Source organism: Aminobacter sp. P9b (assembly GCF_045345995.1).
Classification (GTDB): domain Bacteria; phylum Pseudomonadota; class Alphaproteobacteria; order Rhizobiales; family Rhizobiaceae; genus Aminobacter; species Aminobacter niigataensis.
Genome location: NZ_CP150082.1, coordinates 4,212,271 through 4,233,722 on the forward strand (window position 1 = coordinate 4,212,271; position 21,452 = coordinate 4,233,722).

At 61.2% G+C, this 21,452-nt stretch carries 21 protein-coding genes; 8 read left to right on the forward strand and 13 right to left on the reverse strand.

What is annotated here, in order from left to right; all coding sequences use genetic code 11:
- Position 1: 1 nt before the first annotated feature.
- Genes WHT83_RS20720 through WHT83_RS20735 form a run of 4 tightly spaced genes read left to right on the forward strand, consistent with a single transcriptional unit; the run spans position 2 to position 3,096 of the window.
- On the forward strand, positions 2 to 289 hold the full coding sequence (locus tag WHT83_RS20720) for a UxaA family hydrolase (RefSeq protein WP_108607482.1): 288 nt from the start codon (positions 2 to 4) through the stop codon (positions 287 to 289).
- A gap of 18 nt (positions 290 to 307) precedes the next feature.
- Positions 308 to 1,516, forward strand: coding sequence for a UxaA family hydrolase (locus WHT83_RS20725; RefSeq protein ID WP_108607481.1), 1,209 nt, complete (start codon positions 308 to 310; stop codon positions 1,514 to 1,516).
- Positions 1,513 to 2,325, forward strand: coding sequence for a sugar phosphate isomerase/epimerase (locus tag WHT83_RS20730; protein ID WP_108607480.1), 813 nt, complete (start codon positions 1,513 to 1,515; stop codon positions 2,323 to 2,325). The genes WHT83_RS20725 and WHT83_RS20730 overlap by 4 nt, the downstream gene beginning before the upstream one ends.
- Before the next feature lie 18 nt (positions 2,326 to 2,343).
- Positions 2,344 to 3,096 (forward strand): fumarylacetoacetate hydrolase family protein, encoded by a 753-nt coding sequence (locus WHT83_RS20735; RefSeq protein ID WP_406872262.1) that lies wholly within the window; start codon positions 2,344 to 2,346, stop codon positions 3,094 to 3,096.
- Positions 3,097 to 3,131: 35 nt separating this feature from the next.
- On the opposite strand, the gene WHT83_RS20740 is transcribed toward WHT83_RS20735, so the two are convergent.
- Positions 3,132 to 4,730: a PucR family transcriptional regulator gene (locus WHT83_RS20740; RefSeq protein ID WP_406872263.1), complete on the reverse strand. Its 1,599-nt coding sequence runs from the start codon at positions 4,728 to 4,730 to the stop codon at positions 3,132 to 3,134.
- A gap of 109 nt (positions 4,731 to 4,839) precedes the next feature.
- Here WHT83_RS20740 and uxuA point away from each other — a divergent pair, with 109 nt between their 5' ends.
- Positions 4,840 to 6,054, forward strand: a complete 1,215-nt coding sequence (uxuA, locus tag WHT83_RS20745; protein WP_406872264.1) for a mannonate dehydratase — start codon at positions 4,840 to 4,842, stop codon at positions 6,052 to 6,054.
- A 249-nt stretch (positions 6,055 to 6,303) separates the two neighbouring features.
- On the opposite strand, the gene WHT83_RS20750 is transcribed toward uxuA, so the two are convergent.
- The 11 genes from WHT83_RS20750 to WHT83_RS20800 form a co-directional block, all read right to left on the reverse strand.
- On the reverse strand, positions 6,304 to 7,287 hold the full coding sequence (locus WHT83_RS20750; RefSeq protein ID WP_406872265.1) for a PDR/VanB family oxidoreductase: 984 nt from the start codon (positions 7,285 to 7,287) through the stop codon (positions 6,304 to 6,306).
- A 10-nt stretch (positions 7,288 to 7,297) separates the two neighbouring features.
- Positions 7,298 to 8,584: a cytochrome P450 gene (locus WHT83_RS20755; RefSeq protein WP_406872266.1), complete on the reverse strand. Its 1,287-nt coding sequence runs from the start codon at positions 8,582 to 8,584 to the stop codon at positions 7,298 to 7,300.
- Between the two features lie 49 nt (positions 8,585 to 8,633).
- Positions 8,634 to 10,061, reverse strand: a complete 1,428-nt coding sequence (locus WHT83_RS20760) for an NAD-dependent succinate-semialdehyde dehydrogenase (RefSeq protein WP_406874024.1) — start codon at positions 10,059 to 10,061, stop codon at positions 8,634 to 8,636.
- A 509-nt stretch (positions 10,062 to 10,570) separates the two neighbouring features.
- Positions 10,571 to 11,377 (reverse strand): aspartate dehydrogenase, encoded by an 807-nt coding sequence (locus WHT83_RS20765; protein ID WP_406872267.1) that lies wholly within the window; start codon positions 11,375 to 11,377, stop codon positions 10,571 to 10,573.
- Positions 11,364 to 12,065 (reverse strand): ABC transporter ATP-binding protein, encoded by a 702-nt coding sequence (locus tag WHT83_RS20770; RefSeq protein ID WP_406872268.1) that lies wholly within the window; start codon positions 12,063 to 12,065, stop codon positions 11,364 to 11,366. The genes WHT83_RS20765 and WHT83_RS20770 overlap by 14 nt, the downstream gene beginning before the upstream one ends.
- On the reverse strand, positions 12,059 to 12,814 hold the full coding sequence (locus WHT83_RS20775; RefSeq protein ID WP_108607472.1) for an ABC transporter ATP-binding protein: 756 nt from the start codon (positions 12,812 to 12,814) through the stop codon (positions 12,059 to 12,061). The genes WHT83_RS20770 and WHT83_RS20775 overlap by 7 nt, the downstream gene beginning before the upstream one ends.
- Positions 12,811 to 13,797, reverse strand: a complete 987-nt coding sequence (locus WHT83_RS20780) for a branched-chain amino acid ABC transporter permease (protein ID WP_406872269.1) — start codon at positions 13,795 to 13,797, stop codon at positions 12,811 to 12,813. Before WHT83_RS20780 ends, WHT83_RS20775 begins: the two co-directional genes overlap by 4 nt.
- 2 nt (positions 13,798 to 13,799) lie before the next feature.
- Positions 13,800 to 14,714, reverse strand: a complete 915-nt coding sequence (locus WHT83_RS20785) for a branched-chain amino acid ABC transporter permease (RefSeq protein WP_108607470.1) — start codon at positions 14,712 to 14,714, stop codon at positions 13,800 to 13,802.
- 84 nt (positions 14,715 to 14,798) lie between these two features.
- Positions 14,799 to 15,962 carry an ABC transporter substrate-binding protein gene (locus WHT83_RS20790; RefSeq protein ID WP_406872270.1) on the reverse strand — a complete coding sequence of 388 codons (1,164 nt, stop codon included), beginning with the start codon at positions 15,960 to 15,962 and terminating at the stop codon, positions 14,799 to 14,801.
- Positions 15,963 to 16,043: 81 nt separating this feature from the next.
- On the reverse strand, positions 16,044 to 16,592 hold the full coding sequence (locus tag WHT83_RS20795) for a 3-hydroxyanthranilate 3,4-dioxygenase (RefSeq protein WP_108607468.1): 549 nt from the start codon (positions 16,590 to 16,592) through the stop codon (positions 16,044 to 16,046).
- A 19-nt stretch (positions 16,593 to 16,611) separates the two neighbouring features.
- A complete protein-coding gene (locus tag WHT83_RS20800) occupies positions 16,612 to 17,568 on the reverse strand; it encodes a dihydrodipicolinate synthase family protein (RefSeq protein WP_406872271.1) in 957 nt (318 codons plus the stop codon).
- Between the two features lie 222 nt (positions 17,569 to 17,790).
- Here WHT83_RS20800 and WHT83_RS20805 point away from each other — a divergent pair, with 222 nt between their 5' ends.
- On the forward strand, positions 17,791 to 18,711 hold the full coding sequence (locus tag WHT83_RS20805) for a LysR substrate-binding domain-containing protein (RefSeq protein ID WP_406872272.1): 921 nt from the start codon (positions 17,791 to 17,793) through the stop codon (positions 18,709 to 18,711).
- A gap of 157 nt (positions 18,712 to 18,868) precedes the next feature.
- Here WHT83_RS20805 and WHT83_RS20810 read toward each other — a convergent pair whose 3' ends face one another.
- Entirely contained in the window at positions 18,869 to 19,222 is a 354-nt protein-coding gene (locus WHT83_RS20810) for a DUF2200 domain-containing protein (RefSeq protein WP_183260090.1), read from the reverse strand.
- Positions 19,223 to 19,479: 257 nt separating this feature from the next.
- Between WHT83_RS20810 and greA the strand changes: the two genes are divergently transcribed.
- Both greA and WHT83_RS20820 read left to right on the forward strand, forming a co-directional pair.
- A complete protein-coding gene (gene greA / locus WHT83_RS20815; RefSeq protein ID WP_183262319.1) occupies positions 19,480 to 19,962 on the forward strand; it encodes a transcription elongation factor GreA in 483 nt (160 codons plus the stop codon).
- Positions 19,963 to 20,314: 352 nt separating this feature from the next.
- Positions 20,315 to 21,373 (forward strand): helix-turn-helix domain-containing protein, encoded by a 1,059-nt coding sequence (locus WHT83_RS20820; protein ID WP_406872273.1) that lies wholly within the window; start codon positions 20,315 to 20,317, stop codon positions 21,371 to 21,373.
- Positions 21,374 to 21,452: the final 79 nt, after the last annotated feature.

Sequence of the window (21,452 nt, forward strand, 5' to 3'; positions counted from 1 at the left end):
GATGCCCGTAACGGCAATTCTTATCCGCGCGCAGGATCATGTCGCGACGCTGACCGGGCCAGTCGCGGCCGGCGATGCAGTCCTGATCACCGGACAGGGGAAAACCCGCGAGATCATCGCGCGCAACGACATGCCGGCGGGCCACAAGCTCGCAATCCGGCCGATCCAGGAACACGAGCAAATCCTGAAATACGGTGAGGTCATCGGCGAAGCGACCGCGGACATAGCCGAGGGCGGTCATGTTCACACGCACAACTGCTGGGGCGTCAAGGCCCGGCGCCATTCATAGGCTGAAAGGAGCGCTGTCATGAAGTTCCAAGGCTATCGTCGGCCAGACGGCCGCATCGGCATCCGAAACCATGTGCTGGTCATCCCCACAGTGGCCTGCGTCAACCGTGTCGCGATGGACATTTCCAACCGCACCGGTGCCGCGACATTCATGCATCCCTATGGCTGCACCTTCGACGCAGAAGAGAACCGCACCACCGAAGAGGCCTTCATCGGCCATGGCGTGCACCCGAATGTCGGTGCGGTGCTGGTGGTGAGCCTCGGCTGCGAAACCGCATCCGGCTCGAAAGTGTTCGATGCCATCAAGGCATCGGGGCGACCGGTCGAGCGGCTGGTCGTCCAGAAAGCCGGCGGCTCGCGCACGACCTCCGACGCCGGGGTAGAGATCGTGGAACGCATGACGGCCGAGCTGGCGGTACAGCCGACGGACGAAGGCGATCTATCCGAACTCATCATTGCCCTCGAATGTGGCTCTTCGGATGCCTTCTCCGGGCTCACGGCCAACCCAGCCGTGGGCGAGGCCGCCGACATCATCGTCGACGCAGGCGGAACGGTCATCCTGTCGGAGCTCACCGAAATGGTCGGCGCCGAAAGCGTCCTTTATCGCCGCGGCAAGACGCCCGAGGTGCGCGACGAACTCATGCGCCGCATCAAGGCCTACGAGATCGAGCTGTCGATGAGCACCGAGGACGACAGCGGCGTGTTCATCTCGCCCGGAAACATCGAGGGAGGGCTGACGACGATCGAGGAAAAGTCGCTCGGCTGCATCTACAAGGCCGGCACCCGCCCGATCACCGAGGTCGTCGACTACGGCCAGCAACCTCACGAGAAGGGCGTCATCATCATGGACACGCCCGGCTACGACATTTCGTCGGTGACCGGCAAGATCATCGGTGGCGCCCACATGGTGCTCTTCACCACTGGAAAGGGCACGCCTTCGGGTTCGGCCATCGCCCCCGTTCTGAAGGTAAGCTCCAACAACCGCGTCTTCCGCGAGATGCCCGACGACATCGACATCAGCGCAGGCGACATTCTGGAGGGCACGAAATCGCTGCGCCAGGTCGGGGAGGAACTGGTCGATCTCGTGATGCGCACCGCGCGCGGCGAAAAAGGCAAGGCCGAATATTTCCACATACAGGAGTTCGCCATCCCCAATGTCAGCGTGCTGCGCAAGGAAGTGATCCATGCGGAGATGGTCAAGCGCAACGACCTGAGTTTCATGCAATGAAGCTCGCTTACATGTACGCCACTCCGGAAGTGGCGCCGGCACGGGTCACCGCGATACAGGGCGACGCTTCGGCCTGTTTCGCCCGAATCCGCGAACTAGGTTATGACGGCGTCGAGCTCCTCGTGCGCGATCCCCGCGCCCTCGATCATGGCCTGATCGAGCGTCAGCTTGCAGATGCGGGCCTCGCCATGCCGGCCATATGCACGGGTGAAGTCTACGGCGAGGACAAGCTCTCCCTTGCCGACCCCGATCCGGCACGCCGGGCCGAGACGCTGGAGCGAATGATCGCGGCCATGGACCTGGCGGCACGCTTCGGTGCCATGGTCAATGTCGGGCGCATGCGCGGTCGCTATCTCGACGGGATCGCGCGCGGCCAGACCGAAGCGTGGGTCATCGAGGGGATGCAGGCGGCCGCGGACGCGCGCCCCGATACGTCCATCGTTCTGGAGCCCGTCAACCATCAATATGCAAACTTCCTGATGGGCACGGCCGAAGCCGTGCGTTTCGTGCGAGGCCTTGAGCGGGCGAACATCGGCCTGATGCTCGATCTGGCCCACATCACCATCCAAGGGGAAGTGCATCGCGACAGCCTTCGGAAGGCTGGCGACCTGTTCTGGCACTACCATGTCTGCGACAGCGAGCGCCGGGCCGTCGGCCATGGCGACTGGGATATCGCCGCCGCCCTGAACGACCTCGACGCGATCGGCTACGACGGCTGGATCACCGCCGAGCATTTCCAGGTTCCCGACGCCGAGACGGCGATGGCGCAGTCCATCCGCTGGCTGAATGGACATTACGACAAGCACTGACCCACACAGGACATAGTTATGAAGATCGTACGCTTTGCCCATAACAGCGCCGAGCATTGGGGCCTGCTCGACAACGATGGGGTGCGCACCCTGCCCGACGGTCCTTTCGGCGAGATTGTGCCGTCGGCGGATGCCCTGCCGCTTGCCGCGGTCAAGCTTCTTGCTCCGGTGAAGCCGGGAAAACTGGTCTGCGTCGGGCTCAACTACGTCCTGCACGCCCGTGAATCCGGCCTGCCGCTGCCCGACGAACCGATGCTGTTCATGTGCTCGCCGCAGGCGATCATCGGCCCCGGCGAGGCTATCGTTCTGGACAGCCACGAGCAGCGCGTCGAGTTCGAGGCCGAGCTTGCCATTGTCATCAAGAAACGCGCGCGCAACGTTCCGGCAGCCGAGGCTGCATCGGTCGTTTTGGGCTACACCTGCGCCAACGACGTTTCGAACCGCAATCTCCAGCTCAAGGACAAGCAGTTCACGCGGGCCAAATCGTTCGACACCTACAAGCCCATGGGACCATGGATCGAAACGGATCTGAACCCTGATGCCCAGAGCATCCGTCTCCTCCAGAACGGGGTAGTCCGGCAGGACTCGACCACGGCAGACATGATTTTCCCGACGTCCTTCATCATCGAGTTCGTCAGCTCGATCATGACACTGGAGCCGGGCGACGTCATCATCACCGGAACCCCTTCGGGAGTGAGCCCGATGCAGTCTGGCGACCGGATCGAGGTCGCGATCTCGGGCATCGGAACTCTGGAAAACATCGTCCAATGAGCACAGCGCGGAGGGCTGGCAGGAAGGTTTCTGCTTCAGCCCTCTGCGTTCGTCAGCATGGGAAGAAGCTGCAGTGCCGCGTAAAGGCGAAGCCGCGTATCGGTCCTGAAATCGGTCAGCCCGAGCACCGAGCGGCATCGCTCCAGCCTCTGGCGAACCGTGTTGACATGGAGGCCCAGAAGCTCGGCGGTGCGAGGCATGCTTTCATCCTCCCGCAGCCATACCTTCATCGTTTCCATGAGCGTCGCCCCCTGCTCGCCCATGGCCAGCAGCGGTTCGAGAAGTCGCAGGAAGCCAGGGCGGCTTTCCTCGATGACGGAGGGATGCGCGAGCAGCCGCAGCAGCAGCATGTCCTCATGCCGGCTGATGCGATTGAAGCCGTTCAGCCTGATGCCGAAAGTCATTGCTTCCCTGGCCTCACGCCGCAGGACAGCTACCTCGGACAGGTCCGCCGGTCCCGACTGGCCAAGACCATAGAGAAGGCCACCGGCGTGTTCGAGTTGCCGCTCGAAAACCTGATGCAGTTCGCGCAGCACGGCTTCGCTGGAACGGGGATCGGCTCCTGGCACCGGCACGGCAATGACGTACTCGCTGCCATCTTCTTCCTCGAGCAACAACGCCTTGTGGCGCCGCGAAAACTGGCGCAGGCGCAGCCTGAACAGTGCGCCATCGAGCGTATCGGCATCAAAAATGCGGGCAACCACCGCATGCCATCCATTTGCCGGAGGCAGAGCCTTGGCAATGAGAACATTCCTGGCTTCGCGCGAAAGCATCGGATCAAGGAGATCGCCGAGCAGTTTCGCATTGCTCGCAAGATTGGCGCGCGTGCCGGCGTTGGCGTCCACCAGCGTCAGCAGGAGGTGGACGGAGAGGCGCAAGCACTCGAGGTCGGGCTCGGAAGCGCTCAGTTCGCGCTCGACGACAGCCACCATGCCGCCGCCGTTCGCCCCCATTCCCGAACGCGCCACCACGACCTTCGTGCCAGCGACCGTCATGCGCAGAGGTACGTCGTCCGGCTGGGCGCCCGTCGCCGCACCCTCTATGAGGGCTTCCGCCAGCATTTCAGCCTCCGCCGCCGTGACCCCCCGACTTTCGATCTGCAAGCCCGCTTCATTTTCAAGGGCAAGGACCACCGGCAGATTGATGAAGCCGGCCACCAGTTCGAACAGCTCGCGCAGCGAGCCAATGCCCGTCCGATGCTGCGAAAAGGCGCGGTAGATGGCGCTGAGATAAGCCGCTTCCTTGCCCTGTTGCTGACCGCCATGGGAAAATACCCTGCCGATCAGATCGCTCCACGCCAGCGGTCCCGGCAGGGAAATGATCGGAAATCCAAGCTCCTCGGCGCGGCGGTAAGCGTTGTCGGGAAATTCGCGCAGGTACCTCGTCAGCTTGACGCCAAGACCCGCGGCATTGCGCGCTGCGAGCTGTTCGATCAGGACAACCAGCGCATCCGGGCTTTGCTGGACCGGATAGGTGCTGGTCACGACGAATTCGTGCGGCTTTACCCAGTTCACCGCATCAGGAGCGTCGATGACGGTGACCGACCGGACATCGACGGCCAGGGAGCCTGTGCCAGCTATGACCGTGTGGCCGGAGAGGATTTCCCAATCCAGTATTTCGCGCAGGCTCAGCATGGAGCCTCGGCAGGGATTGCTTCGGGCGTGCGCGCCATGGTGCAACTTTTTCTTTCAGCGGTCCAAAAATTCATTTCAGTAAGGGAGGAAACAACTCGATGCGCGCAACATGGCGGTGGTTCGGTCCACAGGATCCGATGACGATCGACTGGATACGCCAGTCGGGTGCGACCAGCTACGCCAGTCGGGTGCGACCAGCATCGAAGCGAGCCTGTCCCACCTGCCACCTGGATGCCTGTGGGAGGCAGATGCTATCGACGAGTTGAAGAGACTTGTCCAGACCGCTCCCGCCGGGCACACACCGCTGGAATGGGATACGCTCGGCGGCATCGCCATTCACGACGACATCAAGCTGGGCCGCCAGAGCAGCGCGAGGCTGACCGCAAATTTCCAGGAAACGGTGCGGCGGCTGGCGCAAGCGGGCGTACGCCGTATCAACTTCACCGTGATGCCGCTGCTCGATTGGGTTCGGACCGGGCTGGACGCAAGGCTTGAAAGCGGCGCCGAGGCGTTGGGCTTCGATGCTGTCGATTTTGCGGTGTTCGACATCCATCTGCTGAAGCGGCCCGGCGCCGAGGAAGAGATCGATCCGGAACTCGCCGCGGCGGCCCGCCGGCGCCATCTCGAAACACCAGCGCAACGGTGGCAGGAGTTGCTGACCATGCTTACGCGCGGCCTGCCAGGCGGTCCCGGGCAATATGGCAGCGGCGAGTTCCATTCATTGCTCGATGCCTATCAAAAGGTGGGAACCGAAGCCTATCGGCAAAACCTGATCGAGTTCCTCGGCGAGGTGGCGCGCACGTGCGAGGCGGAGGGAGCGGTGTTCGCCATCCATCCCGACGATCCGCCGATTCCATTGTGCGGCCTGCCGCGCATCGCCAGCACCCTGGAAGATCTTGCGAGAATCTTCGATGGCGTGTCGTCGCCGCGCGCCGGCATGATCTTCTGCTCGGGTTCTCTCGCCAGCAGGCGCGACAATGTACTGACGGATTTCATCGACAGGTTCGGTCAGCGCATCTTTTATGCCCATCCCCGGCGCATACGTTTCCGTGACGAATTCGGAAGCTTCACCGAGGCTGAGCATCTGGGCGGCACAGGCGCGTTCGACCTCCACGATGTTCTCACGCTTCTGATGGCGGAAGAGGCACGCAGGCGCAGGCAAGGCATTGCCGACTGGGAGATCCCCTACCGCGCAGACCACGCCTGTCGGATCCTCTACGATAAGGAAAGAGCGGACTTCGTACCGGGATACACGCCTATCGGACTGGTCAAGGCAATGGCAGAATTGCGTGGGATGATCCATGCGATTGGAAAGAGCTCCTGAAGAACGTCTTCAGGTTCGCTGGAATGTGGAAGCCGGAGTCTAAGGCGATCGGCTTCCGATGGCTCACTCGCCAGAGGTGCACCAGGGCCGAGAATTAGTCTCGGTTAACTGCGCTCGACAAAACCGGCATCAGGCCCAACAGCCTCCATCACCGCTTCGATCGCCGCCCCGAACTTTGTAAGTTAGAAGTTGTTGCGATCCACCCCCAGAATGTCATTGCTGCGAGATCGTCCCTACCCTCGCCAATGTTTAGACATCAAGCACCAGCCGAGGCGACTTCGAGCCCGAGCAGCAGATTGCTATTCCCTCGTTCGCAGCCAATTCGGCATTGGTCTGGAAACTGTCCTTGTGGTCAGGCTCCCCTTCCAGCACCCGCGTGTAACAGGTGCCGCACACACCTGCCTCGCAGGACATTTCGATCTCGACGCCAGCCTCGCGCAGGGCCTCCGAAATGCGCTGGCCAACCGAGACCTGAACCTCAATGCCGCTACGCTGCGCCACGACTGTAAAGGCCTCAGAGACCAAAGGAGCGGCGGTAAAGCGCTCAAGATGGATCTGGTGCCCTTCCCATCCAGCGAACGCCGCCATCTTCACTACATGATCGATGAAACCTCCAGGACCGCAGACATAGAGATGCGAGCCCGGCTGCACTCCCTTGAGAACATCCATGGCGGCGAACCGCTGCGCTTCGGGTCCCGTATCGATATGAAGGACCACCCGATCGCCGAATGGTCCGTCCAACAGTTCACGGGCAAAAGCGGTGCACGTTTCGCTCCGCACACAATAATGCATGGTGAAGGGTACGCGATCTTCGGCAAGCTTCTGTGCCATCGACATGATCGGCGTCACACCAACACCGCCAGCGAGCAACAGAACCTCGCTGGCATCCGGGTTGAGCGGAAAATGGTTTCGCGGTGGTGAGACCTCGATTTCCAGCCCCGGCAAGAAGGAACCGTGGATCGTTTCCGACCCCCCACGGGACTCGCGTTCGCGCAAGATTCCTATCCGGTACCGATGCCGCTCGGAAGGATTGTTCAGAAGCGAATATTGCCGCGTAGTTGTTGGGCTGATCCGCACGTCGACATGCGCGCCAGCCTCGAACGGCGCAAGATCGCCACCGCTTGCAGCCACCAGTTCCAGGGAGATGATCCGTTCCGATTCCTTGACCCGGCCGGCGATGCGGACGCGCTGCCATTCGGGATCGGCGCGCTGCATAATATTATCCTCGATCATGCCAACTACCTCACACCGCAACTTCAGCCGGATAGATTGTCAGCGGCAGACGATCGTATCCGCGCAGTGTGTTGTTCATCGAGATCACTGGTTCGCCGACCTCAAACCTCGCGATGCGGTCGAGCATGGCGTTCAGCAGCGAGGTGATTTCCAGCTTGGCCAAGTGCATGCCGGCGCAAGTGTGAATGCCGAAGCCGAACGCCACATGGTCGCCGTTCCTGCGCGTGATGTCGAACCTGTCCGGATCCTGCCATTTCCGCTCGTCGCGGTTGGCCGAGGCATAGAGCACCAGAAGCCGTGCGCCTTCCGGAACGACGATTTCGTCGAACGTCGATTCGGCGCGAACATAGCGGCTAAACAGCCGGATTGGAGCCTCCATCCGCAGTGCCTCGTTAATGGCACCTGGCAACAATGACCGATCGTTTCTAAGAAGCTGCCACTGATCCGGATTGTCGCCCAGGTGGCGCAGCAGATGGCCGGTGGCAAAGATTGTCGTGTCCAGGCTCGGGCCGATGTATTCCCGCATCATGCCGGGGCATTGTTGTGCCGGAATCTCGCCCCGCGCCGCAGCTTGGTAGATCCGATCGGCCCAGCCGTCGGCCTTGAGCTTCCCCGGTACGGCATCGTTGATACAGAACTGATGCAGTTCGCGAATCTGGGGCAACGCCTCCGAACCAAGTTCGTTCATGGGCCCCATAGCGTTGAAGGTCGCCGCCGCCCAACGCAGCATCGACTTCTTGCCCTCTTCTGGAAGGCCAACCATTTCTGAGACGATGGTCAGCGGCAGTACTTGCGCCACATCGACCATACCGTCCACCGTGCGCCGTTTGCACAGATCGTCGACCAGATTACGCGCGGTGGCCTCGATCTGCTCTTTGATCCCCGCCAGCGCCCGCGGCGTCAGCGGCGCGCCTGTGACGCGGCGAATTTCGTCATGCAACGGGGGATCGCTGGTCAGCGAATTGGCGCGGCCGGGACCGGAGGTCGCTTCGTTCACCGCAGGGTCCATCGCCACGCCCTTCGAAGTGGTGAAGGTGCGGTAGTCGCCCAGCACACGCTTAACCCCCTCATATCGGGTGATGCACCAGACTTGGTGCTTGGCCAGCCAAACCGCCGGTCCAAGGTCCCGCAGCATACGATAGACCGGATAAGGATCCTTCATGACCTCGGTCGTGAACAGATCCACGTCGCTTTCTGGTCGGTCGATCATTTTATTCTCCCTGTCGCGCCGGTTCTCGGCGTACTCCACCTGTCCGGCCTCGTTGCGGCCCTCAATCAGTAGGCAGCGCGGCTCCATAACTTCTTCCAATTAATCCGCGCTAAAGGGCCCGTGCCTTGCACGCCAATCAAAGGATCCGGCACGAGACGTTCTTGACCACCGTATAATGATGCAGTCCCTCGGTACCGCCCTCCCGCCCGAGGCCGCTTTCCTTGACCCCCCCGAAGGGCGTCTCGGCCACCGAAGCCTCAAGCGTGTTGATCGAAATATTGCCGGCCTCGAGCCCACTCATCAGCCTGTCGGCATTTGCGACCGAATTGGTGAAGCCGTAGGCGGCAAGCCCGAAGGGCAGGCTGTTCGCCTTGTCGATGGCCTCGTCGATCGACACAACCGGATTGATCACTGCCAGCGGGCCAAAGGGTTCTTCACGCATCACCCGAGCATCGTCGGGCAAGTCGGCGAGTGCCGTCGGTGGGAAGAAATATCCATTGTTCTTGAGGCGGCTACCGCCGAAGAGCAAGCGTGCGCCGAGCGACTGCGCGTCCGCCACCAGTTCTTCCAGCGCAGCGATGCGGCGGTTGTTTGCCACCGGACCCATCGTGGTCTCGGGATCCAGCCCATTGCCAACACGTACCTTGGCAGCGGTTTCGGTGAAGGCGGTGACGAAGCGATCATAAAGCGCCTCATGCACAAAGAACCGCGTCGGCGACGTGCAAACCTGACCAGCGTTGCGATATTTTCGACTGGCGGAAGCAATGCCGGCAGCGACCGGATCGGCATCCTCGCAGACGACTACCGGAGCATGGCCGCCCAGTTCCATCAGCGCGGGTTTCATGTAGCGCGCCGCCAACTCGGTGAGATGCTTGCCGACCGGCGTCGAGCCAGTAAACGCGATGGCACGGATTTCGGGACGCGGAATCAGAAACTCCGATATCCGCGACGGGATGCCATAGACCAGGTTCAGAACGCCGGCAGGAAGTCCTGCATCGACAAACGCTCTGGCGATATGCGTGGCGCCGGTCGGCGTCTCTTCCGAGGACTTCAGAATGATCGAGCAGCCCGCTGCCAACGCCCCGGCAATCTTGCGCGCCGGCTGGCTCATCGGGAAATTCCAGGGCGCAAAACCTGCTACCGGGCCGATTGGCTCGTGCAGCACGATGTAGCGGATGCCAGGCGCACTCGGGATTACCCTGCCGTAGAAGCGTACCGCTTCGCCGGCGTCCCATTCGAAGAATTCACAGCCGCGGATTACCTCAAGCCGTGCTTCGTTGAGGGTCTTGCCGTTCTCCAGGGTAATCGAGAGGGCGATCTCTTCGATCCGCTCGCGCATCAGCGCCGCAGCCTTCAGCATGATGCGGGCGCGCTCGGCCGGCGAGGTGCGGGACCAGACACGGAAGCCTTCGGCAGCGGCGTTTACCGCGGCTTCGAGATCGGAGGTCTCGGCCACAGCGACCGTGCCGATCATTTGCTCGTCGGCGGGGTTGATGATGGGAAGCGTTTCTTTGGTCTTGCGCCACTCGCCGCCGATGAAGAGACGGACATCGGAAATCTGCATGAAAATAGTCCCTAATGTACTCGACGGCTTTCGAAATCGATGAACCCGAGCCATGGATGCTTCAGTTCGTGCAGAATAGTCGCCCTTTCCCACTCATGAGACAATTCTCAAGACTCATATAAATCTATGTCATTTTTCACATGAATTGGTTGTGGCGAACCGGGATGGGAGATGCATTGCATCACGCCCTTCTTTCCCATGCGCCTTACGGAACAGCGCCAGCCTAAGACCTGCACGCGGGTAACAGGCGGTGCGATGAGGCACGTTCGATCGGCAAGGTGCGTGCCGCTTTCAGCCGCCCCTGAGGAGCCAATGTCGGGCAGAGCGCAGGGGGCGGCGCCAGTAGGTGGGGGTATCGCGCACAGGCCACATCACGGCCGTCGCCAGCTCATGATCTTGCCGTGAGCGGCGCTAGGTGATGGGCGCGCTGCGGTCCGCATTCATGGACTTGGAAAGCACGGCCATGTCTCGGTGACCGGATCCGCAGCAGGCCCCATATCAAGGTGTGGTCAGATCAGCAGCGGCAGCACCCGGTTCTCGATCAGCCTCACCAGGTTCAGCGCGGTCATCTCCGAGGATTTCGGGTTGGTCGCCAGCGGGCGGTTTTCCAGTCGGATTTCCATCCGCCCGAAATCGCCTTCAGCGTGTATCTCATGTGTGTTGAAAAGCGCGGTCGGATCAGCAACAAGCGAGACCCGTGTCCGGTCGAGACCTATCCCCGCCAGCGAGGTGATCACCGCCACGTTCGCATTCTGTGGAAAGGCATCGGCCGCTGCCCGTGCAGTGTCCGCATAGAACACCGTCGGTTCGGTTAGCGCCTCAAGGTCGCAGCGGTTCTCGGCTATGGTGCCGGCCCATGCTCGCGCCGGTTTGATGATCCGGTGTTCTACCGAGGCAAGGCCCAGCCGCGCAGCCGCAGCCAGCGCATCGATCCCGCCCAAGGCGCCCGGCGGCACCAGAAGCTTTGCATCACGAGTCTGGGCCAGTTTTGTCAGCTCGGCCAGCACGCGATCATCGACAAAGGCCGAGGTCGAGGAAATGGCGAAATCCATCCCGGCCTCAAGCACCACGCGACCCCAGGGCAGGACGCTGTCACGCCCCGCGACCTCGACGGCGAGTTTCGCTTTGACACCCGCCAGCTCCGCAGGATGGGAAATCAAAGCCGCTTCCTTGGGCAGGTCCCGACGACTGCGGCTCGCATCACGCACCGCCACGGCAACGATGCGAACCGGGCTCCGTCGCTCGGCCAGGAGCGCTGCCACCCGGGCACCGATCGCGCCCCATCCGATGAGGCAGATATCCTCAGACACCGACATAGGAATGCACCTTGTCATGGTCGCGCGCGAGATCGGTGCCGGTGCCGGACCAGACGACGTGGCCTTTTTCTATGATGTAATGCCGGTCCGCGAGTTTCTTCAGCACTGCCAAGTTCTTGTCGATCAACAGGATTGACTGGCCAAGCGCGCGCAATCGGGTGATGCAGTTCCAGATCTCCAGCCGGATCACCGGGGCCAACCCCTCGGTCGCCTCGTCGAGGATGAGAAGATGCGGATTGGTCATCAGCGCGCGCCCAACCGCCAACATCTGCTGTTCGCCGCCAGAGAGCGTCCCTGCAATCTGGCTCGTCCGCTCCCGCAGACGAGGGAAAAGTCCATAGACTTTCTCGAGAGTCCAAGGGTCCGAACGCCCCGAGCGGTTGGCAGCGGTCGCGACCAGATTCTCGCGCACGGTGAGCGTCGGGAACACCTGCCTTCCTTCGGGCACGAGGCCAACGCCAAGCCGCGCCACCCGCTCCGGGGAAAATCCGGTAGTCTCGTGACCCCCGATCTCGATCCGTCCGCCCGCAGGCGGAACAAGGCCCATGATAGCGCGGATCGTGGTGGTCTTGCCCATCCCGTTGCGGCCCATCAATGTGACGAGTTCGCCTTCATTGACCTCGAAGCTTACATCGAACAGCACCTGGCCATGGTCATAGGCAGCCTGGAGCCCCTGCACCTTCAACACAGTTCGTCCTCCAACCCCAGATAGGCGTCCCGCACTTCATCGCTGGCACGGATATCGTCGGCGGTCCCGGTCAGGATCACCCGCCCATAGACCAGGACCGAGATACGGTCGGCCAGCGCATAGACCGCTTCCATGTCGTGCTCGATCAGGAGCATGGAGACCTTGCCGCGGAGACCTCGCAGGGTCTCGATCATCTGCTGGCTTTCCAAACGGCCGAGCCCCGCCATCGGCTCATCGAGAAGCAGGAGCTTCGGCCGGCCAGCAAGCGCCATCATTAGCTCGAGCTGCTTGCGTTCGCCGCTCGAAAGGTTGCCCGCCACCACATCGCGACGCGGCTCGAGGCGGCTGGCAGCTAGAAGTTCATCCACTTCGGTCAGGATGGAAACACGCCCTCGCGCGGTATCGAGGATGCGAAAGTTGTTTCCCTGCCTCGCTTGCACCGCCAGGCTGATGTTTTGCTGCACGGTGAAATCGTTCAGCAGGTTCGTGATCTGGAATGTCCGCGCAAGGCCGCGCTTCATCCGCTCCGCGGCGGGACACGCGGTAATGTCTTCGCCCAGAAGCGTTATCCGCCCCTCGTTGGGGATCAGCTCGCCACAGAGGAGGTTGATCAGCGTGGACTTGCCGGCCCCGTTGGGGCCGATCAAGGCATGGATATGCCCGGTCGCCACGTTCAACGACACATGATCTGTCGCGGTCAGACCTGCGAAGCGTTTCACCAGATCGTCGATTGCCAGGATGGTGTTCATCTTGGCTCCGTCCGAAGCTTACGGGCAATGGAGTCGAACAGGCCCTTGGCGCCACCCCTGGTGCCAAGCACGATCCCCAGCAGGATCAGACCCATGGCAAGCTGCCAGTGCTCAGTCCAGGCAGCGAGGTAGGTTTGCAGGATCAGGAAGGCCGCCGCCCCCAAGATTGGGCCGAAGAAAGTGCCGACACCGCCGAGGATGACCATGATCAGCAGTTCGCCGGACTTGGTCCAATGGAGCGTGTCCGGGCTGGCAAAGCGCATGAACACCGCCATCAAAGCTCCGGCGAGGCCTGCGCCCATTCCGGCCAGGACGAAGCCGTAAAGCTTGTAGCGATAGGAACTGATGCCCATCGCGGTCATCCGTCGTTCGTTTTGCCTTATGCCCGACAGGACCGTGCCGAACGAGGAATGCACGACCCGCCAAAGAAATGCGAAGAACAACACCATCACGACAAGGATGACGTAATACATCGCTGTCTTGTCGCGCAGGCTCAGCGCGAAGAGATCATTGGCGCCCCGCACGATGACACCGTCCTCGCCGCCATAGGTCTTGAGCGAGACGAAAAAGAAATAGAGCATCTGCGCAAACGCCAGCGTGATCATGATGAATTGCACGCCCCTGGTGCGCAGGGCCAGCGAGCCAATGACCAGCGCCGCGAACCCAGCCACGAGGACCGCTGTCGGCAGCGTTATCAAAAGCTGGTTGGAACCGGGGATGAAGCCCCAGAGCGGCACGCCCTCCGCATGGTGGAAATACAGGATGCCAACCACGTAATTGCCAATACCGAAGAAGGCCGCATGGCCAAACGAAACCATCCCGCCATAGCCGAGGATGAAGTTCAGGCTGGCTGCTGCAATCGCATAGATCATGATGCGCGACGTCAGGCCGACCAGCGCCAGCTGGCCCGTCGCCTCTGCCACCAAGGGCAGGACGGACAGGCACACGATCGCCGCTGCGATGAAGATAAGATGTTGCCGCATGCTCAGCCGCCTGCCTGAAACAGGCCCTGGGGCCGGAACAGAAGCACGATACCCATCATCAGATAAATTCCCATGGATGCGATGCCGACTCCCAGAGCGTCAGCCTCCGGACCGGCCATGATCTCGCGCAACACTCCGGGGAGGAATGCACGCAGACATGTGTCGACGATGCCGAGCAGGATGCCGGCCACGAAGGCGCCCTTGATCGAACCAACGCCGCCGATGACCACCACGACAAAGGTTGCCAGCAGGATCTGCTCGCCCATGCCGACCTGGACCGCCAGCACCGGACTGGTCATGAAACCCGCCAGTCCCGCGAGCAGCGCGCCAAGGCCGAAGATCATCGTGTAGAGCAGCCGGATATCAACACCGAGCGCGCGGACCATGTCGCGATTGGTCGAGCCGGCGCGCACGAGCATGCCGATGCGCGTGCGGTTGATCAGGAAATACAGGCCCAGGGCCACGCCAAGGCCGGCTGCGATGATCAAAAGACGGAAGGGCGGATAAACCAGGCCGGGCAGCAGCTCGATCGGCGTTGCGATCGAGGCGGGAAGCTCGACGAACATCGGCTCACGGCCGAAAAGCAGGACGGTGAGCTCGTTGAAGATCAGGATCAGCGCAAACGTCGCTAGCACCTGATCCAGGTGGTCGCGCGCATACAGCCGTCGCATGACACCCAGTTCAATCGCAAAACCGGCCAGCATGGCGCCGGCCAGCGCCGCAGGCAGGCCCAGCCAGAAGCTTCCTGTCTGGCTGGCCACCCAGGCCCCCACAAACGCACCCACCATGTAAAGCGAGCCATGGGCGAGGTTGATCAGGCCCATGATGCCGAAGATCAGGGTCAGACCGGCAGCCAGCAGGAACAGTGTGATGCCGTAAAGCAAACCGTTCAGAAGCTGTTCGAGAATGAGTGTCATATCGGCAAGCCCTGCGCTGGGTAATGCGATCCGTGGATGCGCGGCTTGCGCACCCAGTTCGACCGGTTCGGTGGCTGGTGCAGGTCAGAGCTTGCAAGCGGCCGAATAGCTGTCGCCAATATCTTCAGCCAATTTCTTGCGGGTCACCGTGGTCGCCACGCCATTCTCGCCTTTGACCACTTCCAGAAGGTGCCAGTCCTGCACCGGATGCTGGTTGGGGCCGAACGCGAAATCGCCCCGGACAGAGACGAAATCTGCCTTTCTCAGCGCCGTGCGGACCGCATCGATATTGTCGACGCCGCCGGTTGCCTTGAGAGCGGAGGCGATCAGCTTCGCGGTGTCATAACCCTGTGATGCGTAAGTGGTCAGCGGACGGTCGGGATAGGCTGCCTTCCAGCCCGAAACGAAGGCCTTGTTCGCCTCGTTGTCCAGGTCCTCGGCCCAATGGCTGGTAGCGACCTGGCCGATCACCGCGTCACCAAGGGCTTTCAGCATTACGCCATCGGCGTTGGCCTCCGAAAGCACCATAGGGAATTTGCCCAGAAGACCGGCCTGCTGGTATTGGCGCACGAAGGCGATGCCGAGCCCGCCCGGATGGAACTGATAGACCACGTCGGGTGCCGCGGCGCGGATCTGCGCCATTTCAGCCGAGTAGTCCGTCTGCTCCAGCTGGGTGTAGATCTCGCCGATGATTTCGCCGTTGAATGTGCGCTTGAAACCTTCGAGCGCGTCCTTGCCGGCCTGGTAGTTCGGCGCCAGCAGGAAGGCGCGTTTGTAGCCGAGATCCTTGGCCGCTATGCCGGACACTTCGTGCAGCGTGTCGTTCTGCCACGAGACGACGAAGTAGTTCTCATTGCACTCCTTGCCGGCGAGACCCGAAGGGCCGGCATTGGCGCTGATATAGAGGGCGCCATTGTCGACGATGTCCGGCACGGTCGCGCCGGCGATGTTCGAGAAGATGATGCCGGACAGCAGCTTGACGCCCTGCTCGTTCATGAATTTTTCGGCAATTTGGCGGCCATTCGCCGGCTTGGCTGCGTCATCCTCGACGATAAGATCGACCGGCACGCCGCCGAGCTTGCCGCCTTCCTCGTTGATGGCAAGCTGCATGCCGTCGCGGACGTCCTTGCCGAGATAGCCACCCGGGCCGGAAAGTGTGGTGATGACGCCGATCTTCACCGGCTCTTGGGCCAGGGCCGAGGTTGCAAGGCCCACGAAGAGGCTGAATGCGAGAGTGGTCTTCTTCACGATGCGAGGTCCCCTGTTGCTTGTTATTGTCGGTCTTTTGCCTATCAGCCCCGATTGAAACGGTGCTGTCGGAGGTCATAGTCAGAGCTGGACCCAGCCTGCGGGCGGCTCCTTGCCCGGATGCACCGCCCCGCAGTTCGGGCATGTGCGCAACGCCTTGTGGTTGTAGAAGTTGGCGTAGATCGGCGGCAGGTCATCGACGATCGATTCCAGATCGACCTCGGCGCGATGCACGAGATGCGTGCACTCGAAGCAGTACCATTCCACGGCATCCAGCGCGCCTTCAGGACGGGAGGGCTCGATCACGAGGCCGATGGAGCCTTCCTGCGGGCGCTGCGGGGAGTGGCGGACATGGGGCGGCAGGAGGAAAATATCGCCTTCGCGGATCGGCACGTCGTAGAATTCGCCGGTCGAGGTATCGTGCAGCTTGAGAAGCATGTCGCCCTTCAGCTGATAGAAGAACTCCTCGACCGGATCGTCGTGATAGTCGGTGCGCTTGTTTGGCCCGCCGACAATGGTCACCATCAGGTCGGCATTCTTCCATATCTGCTGATTGCCGACCGGCGGCTTCAGCAAATGCTTGTGCTCGTCGATCCATTTCTGCAGATTAAAGGCGCTCAGTTTGCTCATCTCATCCTCTCCTGGTGGTTCAGGCAAGTTTCAGTCCGCAGGCCTCGAAAGCCTCGCGGGTTTGGCGCTTCTGTCCTTCGGTCAATTCGAGGAGCGGCTGCCGCACCGGACCACCGGCCTGGCCCAAAAGTTCCTGCCAATATTTTTGATGGGAATGCAGCTTCTCTGCCGGACGGGTCCGTCGGATCGCATCGCGAACGGGCTGAAGACTGGCGCTGACTGCGCGCGCCTCTTCCGCCTTGCCGGCAAAGGCCAGATCGGTGTAGTCGCGCATCCGCCGATCTGCCTTGGTCTGCAGCGTGTAGGGCGGCGATGAGCAGAGATAAAGCTGCCAGTTCAGTTCGAGGATATTGTCGAGCCACTCCTCCTCGGAGGCTGTCGACACAAGGATACGATCGCCGGCAAGCGCGGTCAGATTCTTGTACATGTCTCGCGGCACCGAATATTTGATCGCTACGACCGTTTCGATATCGGCAAGGCGATTACACAGTTCCGGGCTCATCAGGTAGCCGCTGTCGGGATGCGACCAGAGCGCTATGCCGATGTCCACTTTCGACGCGATGGTTTCATAGTAGCGGGTTAGCGTTTCGTCCTGTGCCTTCAGGAAATGCAACACCGGAGCATGAACGACGATGTAGTCGGCGCCGCAGGCTTGCGCGTGCTTTGCAAGGTCGATCACCACGTCCATGTTTTGATCCGAGCAGGACATGATGGTCTGCGCCTTGTCGCCAACCATCTCGACGGACAGATCGAACATGCGCTTGCGCTCGTCGATGGACATAGAGAAGAACTCGCCCTGCTTGCCGGCGATGAACAGCCCATCGATGCCAAGATCGTTTATCCAGTGATCTACATTGCGGCGGTAGAGGTCCTCGTGGATCGAGCCGTCAGCATGGAACGGTGTGTTGGCGGCAGCCCAGACGCCGCGCATTGTGGCGCGGGAATGGGCCTTGGCATCCTTGCGGGTGTATTTCATATGCGTTCCTCATCGTCGTCCGGCACCGGACGGTAGCGTGCTTGTCTAGGAAGAGTGGGCCCGTTCTGGCGCGGCAAACTTGGCTCAGGCAGTGCTCATGGCCGCCCAAAAACATCTCCTCCCCTCAATCACTGCCGTGACAAATCCTGTGACATCGGGCCCCATTTTTTTTCATGTGTGAAGGCGAACATTCGGTATATATTCATGAAGGATAGGACATAAGTGAGTTTGCCGATGCGCCCGACTTTGCGTCAAATCAGATCCTTCAAGGCTGTGGTCGAGTTGGGAAATTTCTCCCGCGCGGCCGAGAGTATGCAGACCTCTCAAGCCAATCTCTCGCATACGATCCGCGATCTCGAATTGGTGCTAGGTGCAAGGCTTTTCGACCGCACGACCCGGCGGGTCGATATGACCGACGCCGGGCGTGCCTTCGCAACCGGTGCCCTTGCCGGCCTGAACGAAATCGATCGCGCAGCCGAATATGTGCGCGACCTCAGCAGCCTGAAGCGCGGCCTCGTGCGAATTGCCGCGCCACCGCTTATCGCCGGCACGATCCTGCCGCGGGTTCTACGCGAGGTTGCGGCTGCACATTCCGAGCTGGTCCTGCGCATCGAGGATGTCAGCACTGACATCATTGTCGAGCAGGTAAGAAGCGGCCGCTGCGATCTCGGTGTCGGCACTTTCTCGCCGGGCGAAGCGGGGCTCGACTCTCAGCCGGGGCTGCAGGATAGCCTGATGGTTTTCTGCACCCCCGATGACGAATTCGCCGGACGCCAGCAGATTCGCTGGGCCGAGCTTCGAGATCACCAGATCATCACACTGACGCGTGAGAGCAGCATTCGATTGCTGACCGAGTTCGGCTTCGAGTCGGCCGGGCTGCCGCTGCGGCCCCAACTGGAAGTGCACCAGATAAATACGGCTCTTTCGCTGGCCGAAAACGGTGCCGGGATAGCGATCCTGCCTGCTTATTCGCTGGCGGCGCTGAAGGGCCGCAGCATCGTAGCGCGTCCCTTGGTCGAACCGGCCATCGTACGCGAGGTGCGGCTTGTCACCGCCCGCGACCGCGCCCCCTCAGCCGCCACAATCGCCACCCGAAACATCCTGCGCCGTGTACTGCGCGAGATGGTACCCGAGGTGGTTTGAACGGCTGTCAGCACGGCTCGGTGCGAATCCGGAAAGCTCCCGGTATCGACGCCCATTCTGCTGCCTGGTTTGCATTTGGCAGGCCTATCGCATCCGCCATGCAACGGCCAGAAACCTGAGACAATCTCAAATGGACGGAGATTGACGGCTCTCTAGTTCAATTTCTTCGCAGGATCTTGTCCATCATTTTTCCCTGCGCCAGCTCATCAATCAGTTTATCCAGATAGCGAATTTCTCGCATGGTTGGCTCCTCGATATCCTCCACGCGGACACCGCAAATAACGCCCTTGATCAAGGCTCGCGACGGATTGATTTTGGGGGCCTCTGCGAAGAATGTTTCAAAATCAGTCTGTTTTTCCAGTTGAGCCTTTAGATCTTTCTGATCATAGCCCGTAAGCCAAGAGATGACGTGATCAACCTCTGCTTTTGTACGTCCCTTTTTCTCTGCTTTCGCGACGTAGAGAGGATAGATGCTTGCGAAGGCGGTCGTATAGATCCGGTGCTTTGCCATGAGTGTCTACTCCTGAGCTCCTTGCCGAGTTAAGCTGGAGTTGGCCGATTTGGCCAGCCACTCCGGGAGAAGGCGAGCCGAGCGGTCGCTGATCGCATTTCGATCCCTATATCGACCTCTGTAGTCCGGCTATCCACCAGCCTCACCTCTCTTGGCTGCTCCACTTTGGGCCGAGACCAGCCGTCAAATTGTGGGAGCTTTATTGCCGGCTCTAGGTTATCCGATTGCTGAGGGTGTTCGAAGGGGAGTCCCGACCAATGAGCGTAGCATTTGCCAAGGAGGAAAGCGCCGAGGCAGCATCGGAAACCATCCTGCCGGCTCGCCCCATCTCCGACCGGATCAACCTCGTCACCGAGGCGGGTCTCAAGATGCTGCAAGATGAATTGGCGCGCGCCCAGCAGGCTCTCGACGCAGCCAACGTGCTGGAAGATGTCAACGAGCGGCGAAGGCAGTCGGCGGTTCCGCTTCGAGACATGCGCTATTATGCCGAGCGCGTCCGAACGGCCCAGCTCATGCCGATGCCTGCATCCAATGAAGTGGTCGCCTTCGGTCACACCGTTACGTTCGAGCGTGATGACGGCCGCACCCAGACCTTCCGCATCGTCGGTGAGGATGAAGCCAACCCGTCTGAAGCTTCAATATCGCATGGCTCGCCGGTTGCCATCGCGCTGATTGGCAAAACCGTTGGCGATGTTGTGCAGCTAGGGCAGCGCGAACTCGAAATCCTGTCGATTTCTTAGCTGGATAGCGAGGTACGACGCACGACCGAATTGCCGGCATCTTTTATTGCCTCGTCATGGTCATCCACTTTGCATCGCTGGCTGCACCGACGTGACCCAAACGTGAGCGATGTTCGAACCCGGAACCGGCAGTGCGTTTGCCGAGATGGGGAGCCTCGAACGCACTGCCGGCAGACACCTGGAATTAGGAACGCGCGGCGCACCGGGAGGCGGAGCCGCCCGCGACCGTCATTTCCTTCCGCTTGGGCGTGCGTAGTCCGGCTTGATCTCGCCATCGATCGCCGCGAAGAGATCGCCGTCCTATTGCCGACCGGCCTGCGCTCAGTCATTCTCCACCTCAAGTTGCGACCGCTTGTTCGACCCGCATCTTGGAGACTTCATGAACGAAGCAGGACTGCTTGCCACGCTGAAATTCGATACGCGCGAGTTGCCGGTCGAGCACCAGTTTGAGGCATGGCGCTCCTTCCATGCTTCGGTGATCGACGTCTCCATAAGTCCAGAAGCGCGGCAGGGTTTCATCTTCGAGCAGCAAATCTGGGACCTGGGCAAGCTCGCCTTCACCACGTCGTACATGCCTGGTCCCAAAGTGCCGCGCAGATGGCATCATCTGGGCAAGGATCCACTCGACCACTGGTGCCTCGTGCTGCCGGAAAGCGCAATGCATGCCGCGCAGGATCAAAACGTCCCTCGCCGCCAGGTCCATTTCCGCTCGCTTGGTCGCCCTTATGATGGCGCAGCAGCAGATTCGAGCGTGTCTACCGTCTACATCCCGCGCGACCTGCTGCGGCCTCTGGCAGGCGTACTCGACAAGCACCCAGGGAGTGTCAGCCCGGACGGTCTGGGCGGGCTGCTCGCCGACTTCCTGATCTCATTCGAACGCCGGCTGCCACACATACCGGGACATGAGGTGCCCAAGGCCATCGAGGCGATGCGCGCGATGATCTCAGCCTGCCTGGCGCCGACAGCTGACCGTGTCGCCGAAGCTCACGGCCATATCGCGGCAACGATGCTCGAGCGTGCCCGCCAGATGATCCACAACGAGCTTCAAGCTCCCGATCTCGGGCCGGACAAGCTGTGCCGGCAACTCGGCCTCTCGCGTTCAAAACTCTACGTCCTTTTTGAGCCGCTGCACGGAGTGGCGCGCTACATCCAGCGCCAGCGGCTGTTGGCAGCCTACAAGGAGCTGTCTGACCCCAATTCGATGACGAGTATCGCTCGGATCGCCGAGAGGCTGTGTTTCGCAGACGCTGCGACATTCAGTCGGTCCTTTCGAAGCGAAATGGGCTGTGCCCCAAGCGAAGTCAGGGCGGCAGCGGCTGTCGGACTGCCCTTGTCGCCGAAACGGCTGCCGCTCAAGTTGCTCAACCAGGTGGTGAGCCTCGGCGAAATTCTGCAGTATCTGCAGGTGTAGACCTGATCTGCAGGTGAAGGCATAGCTGCGTCCGGTCGCCCTGGACTTAACGTGACGGCTCTTACCGGACACATTGCGT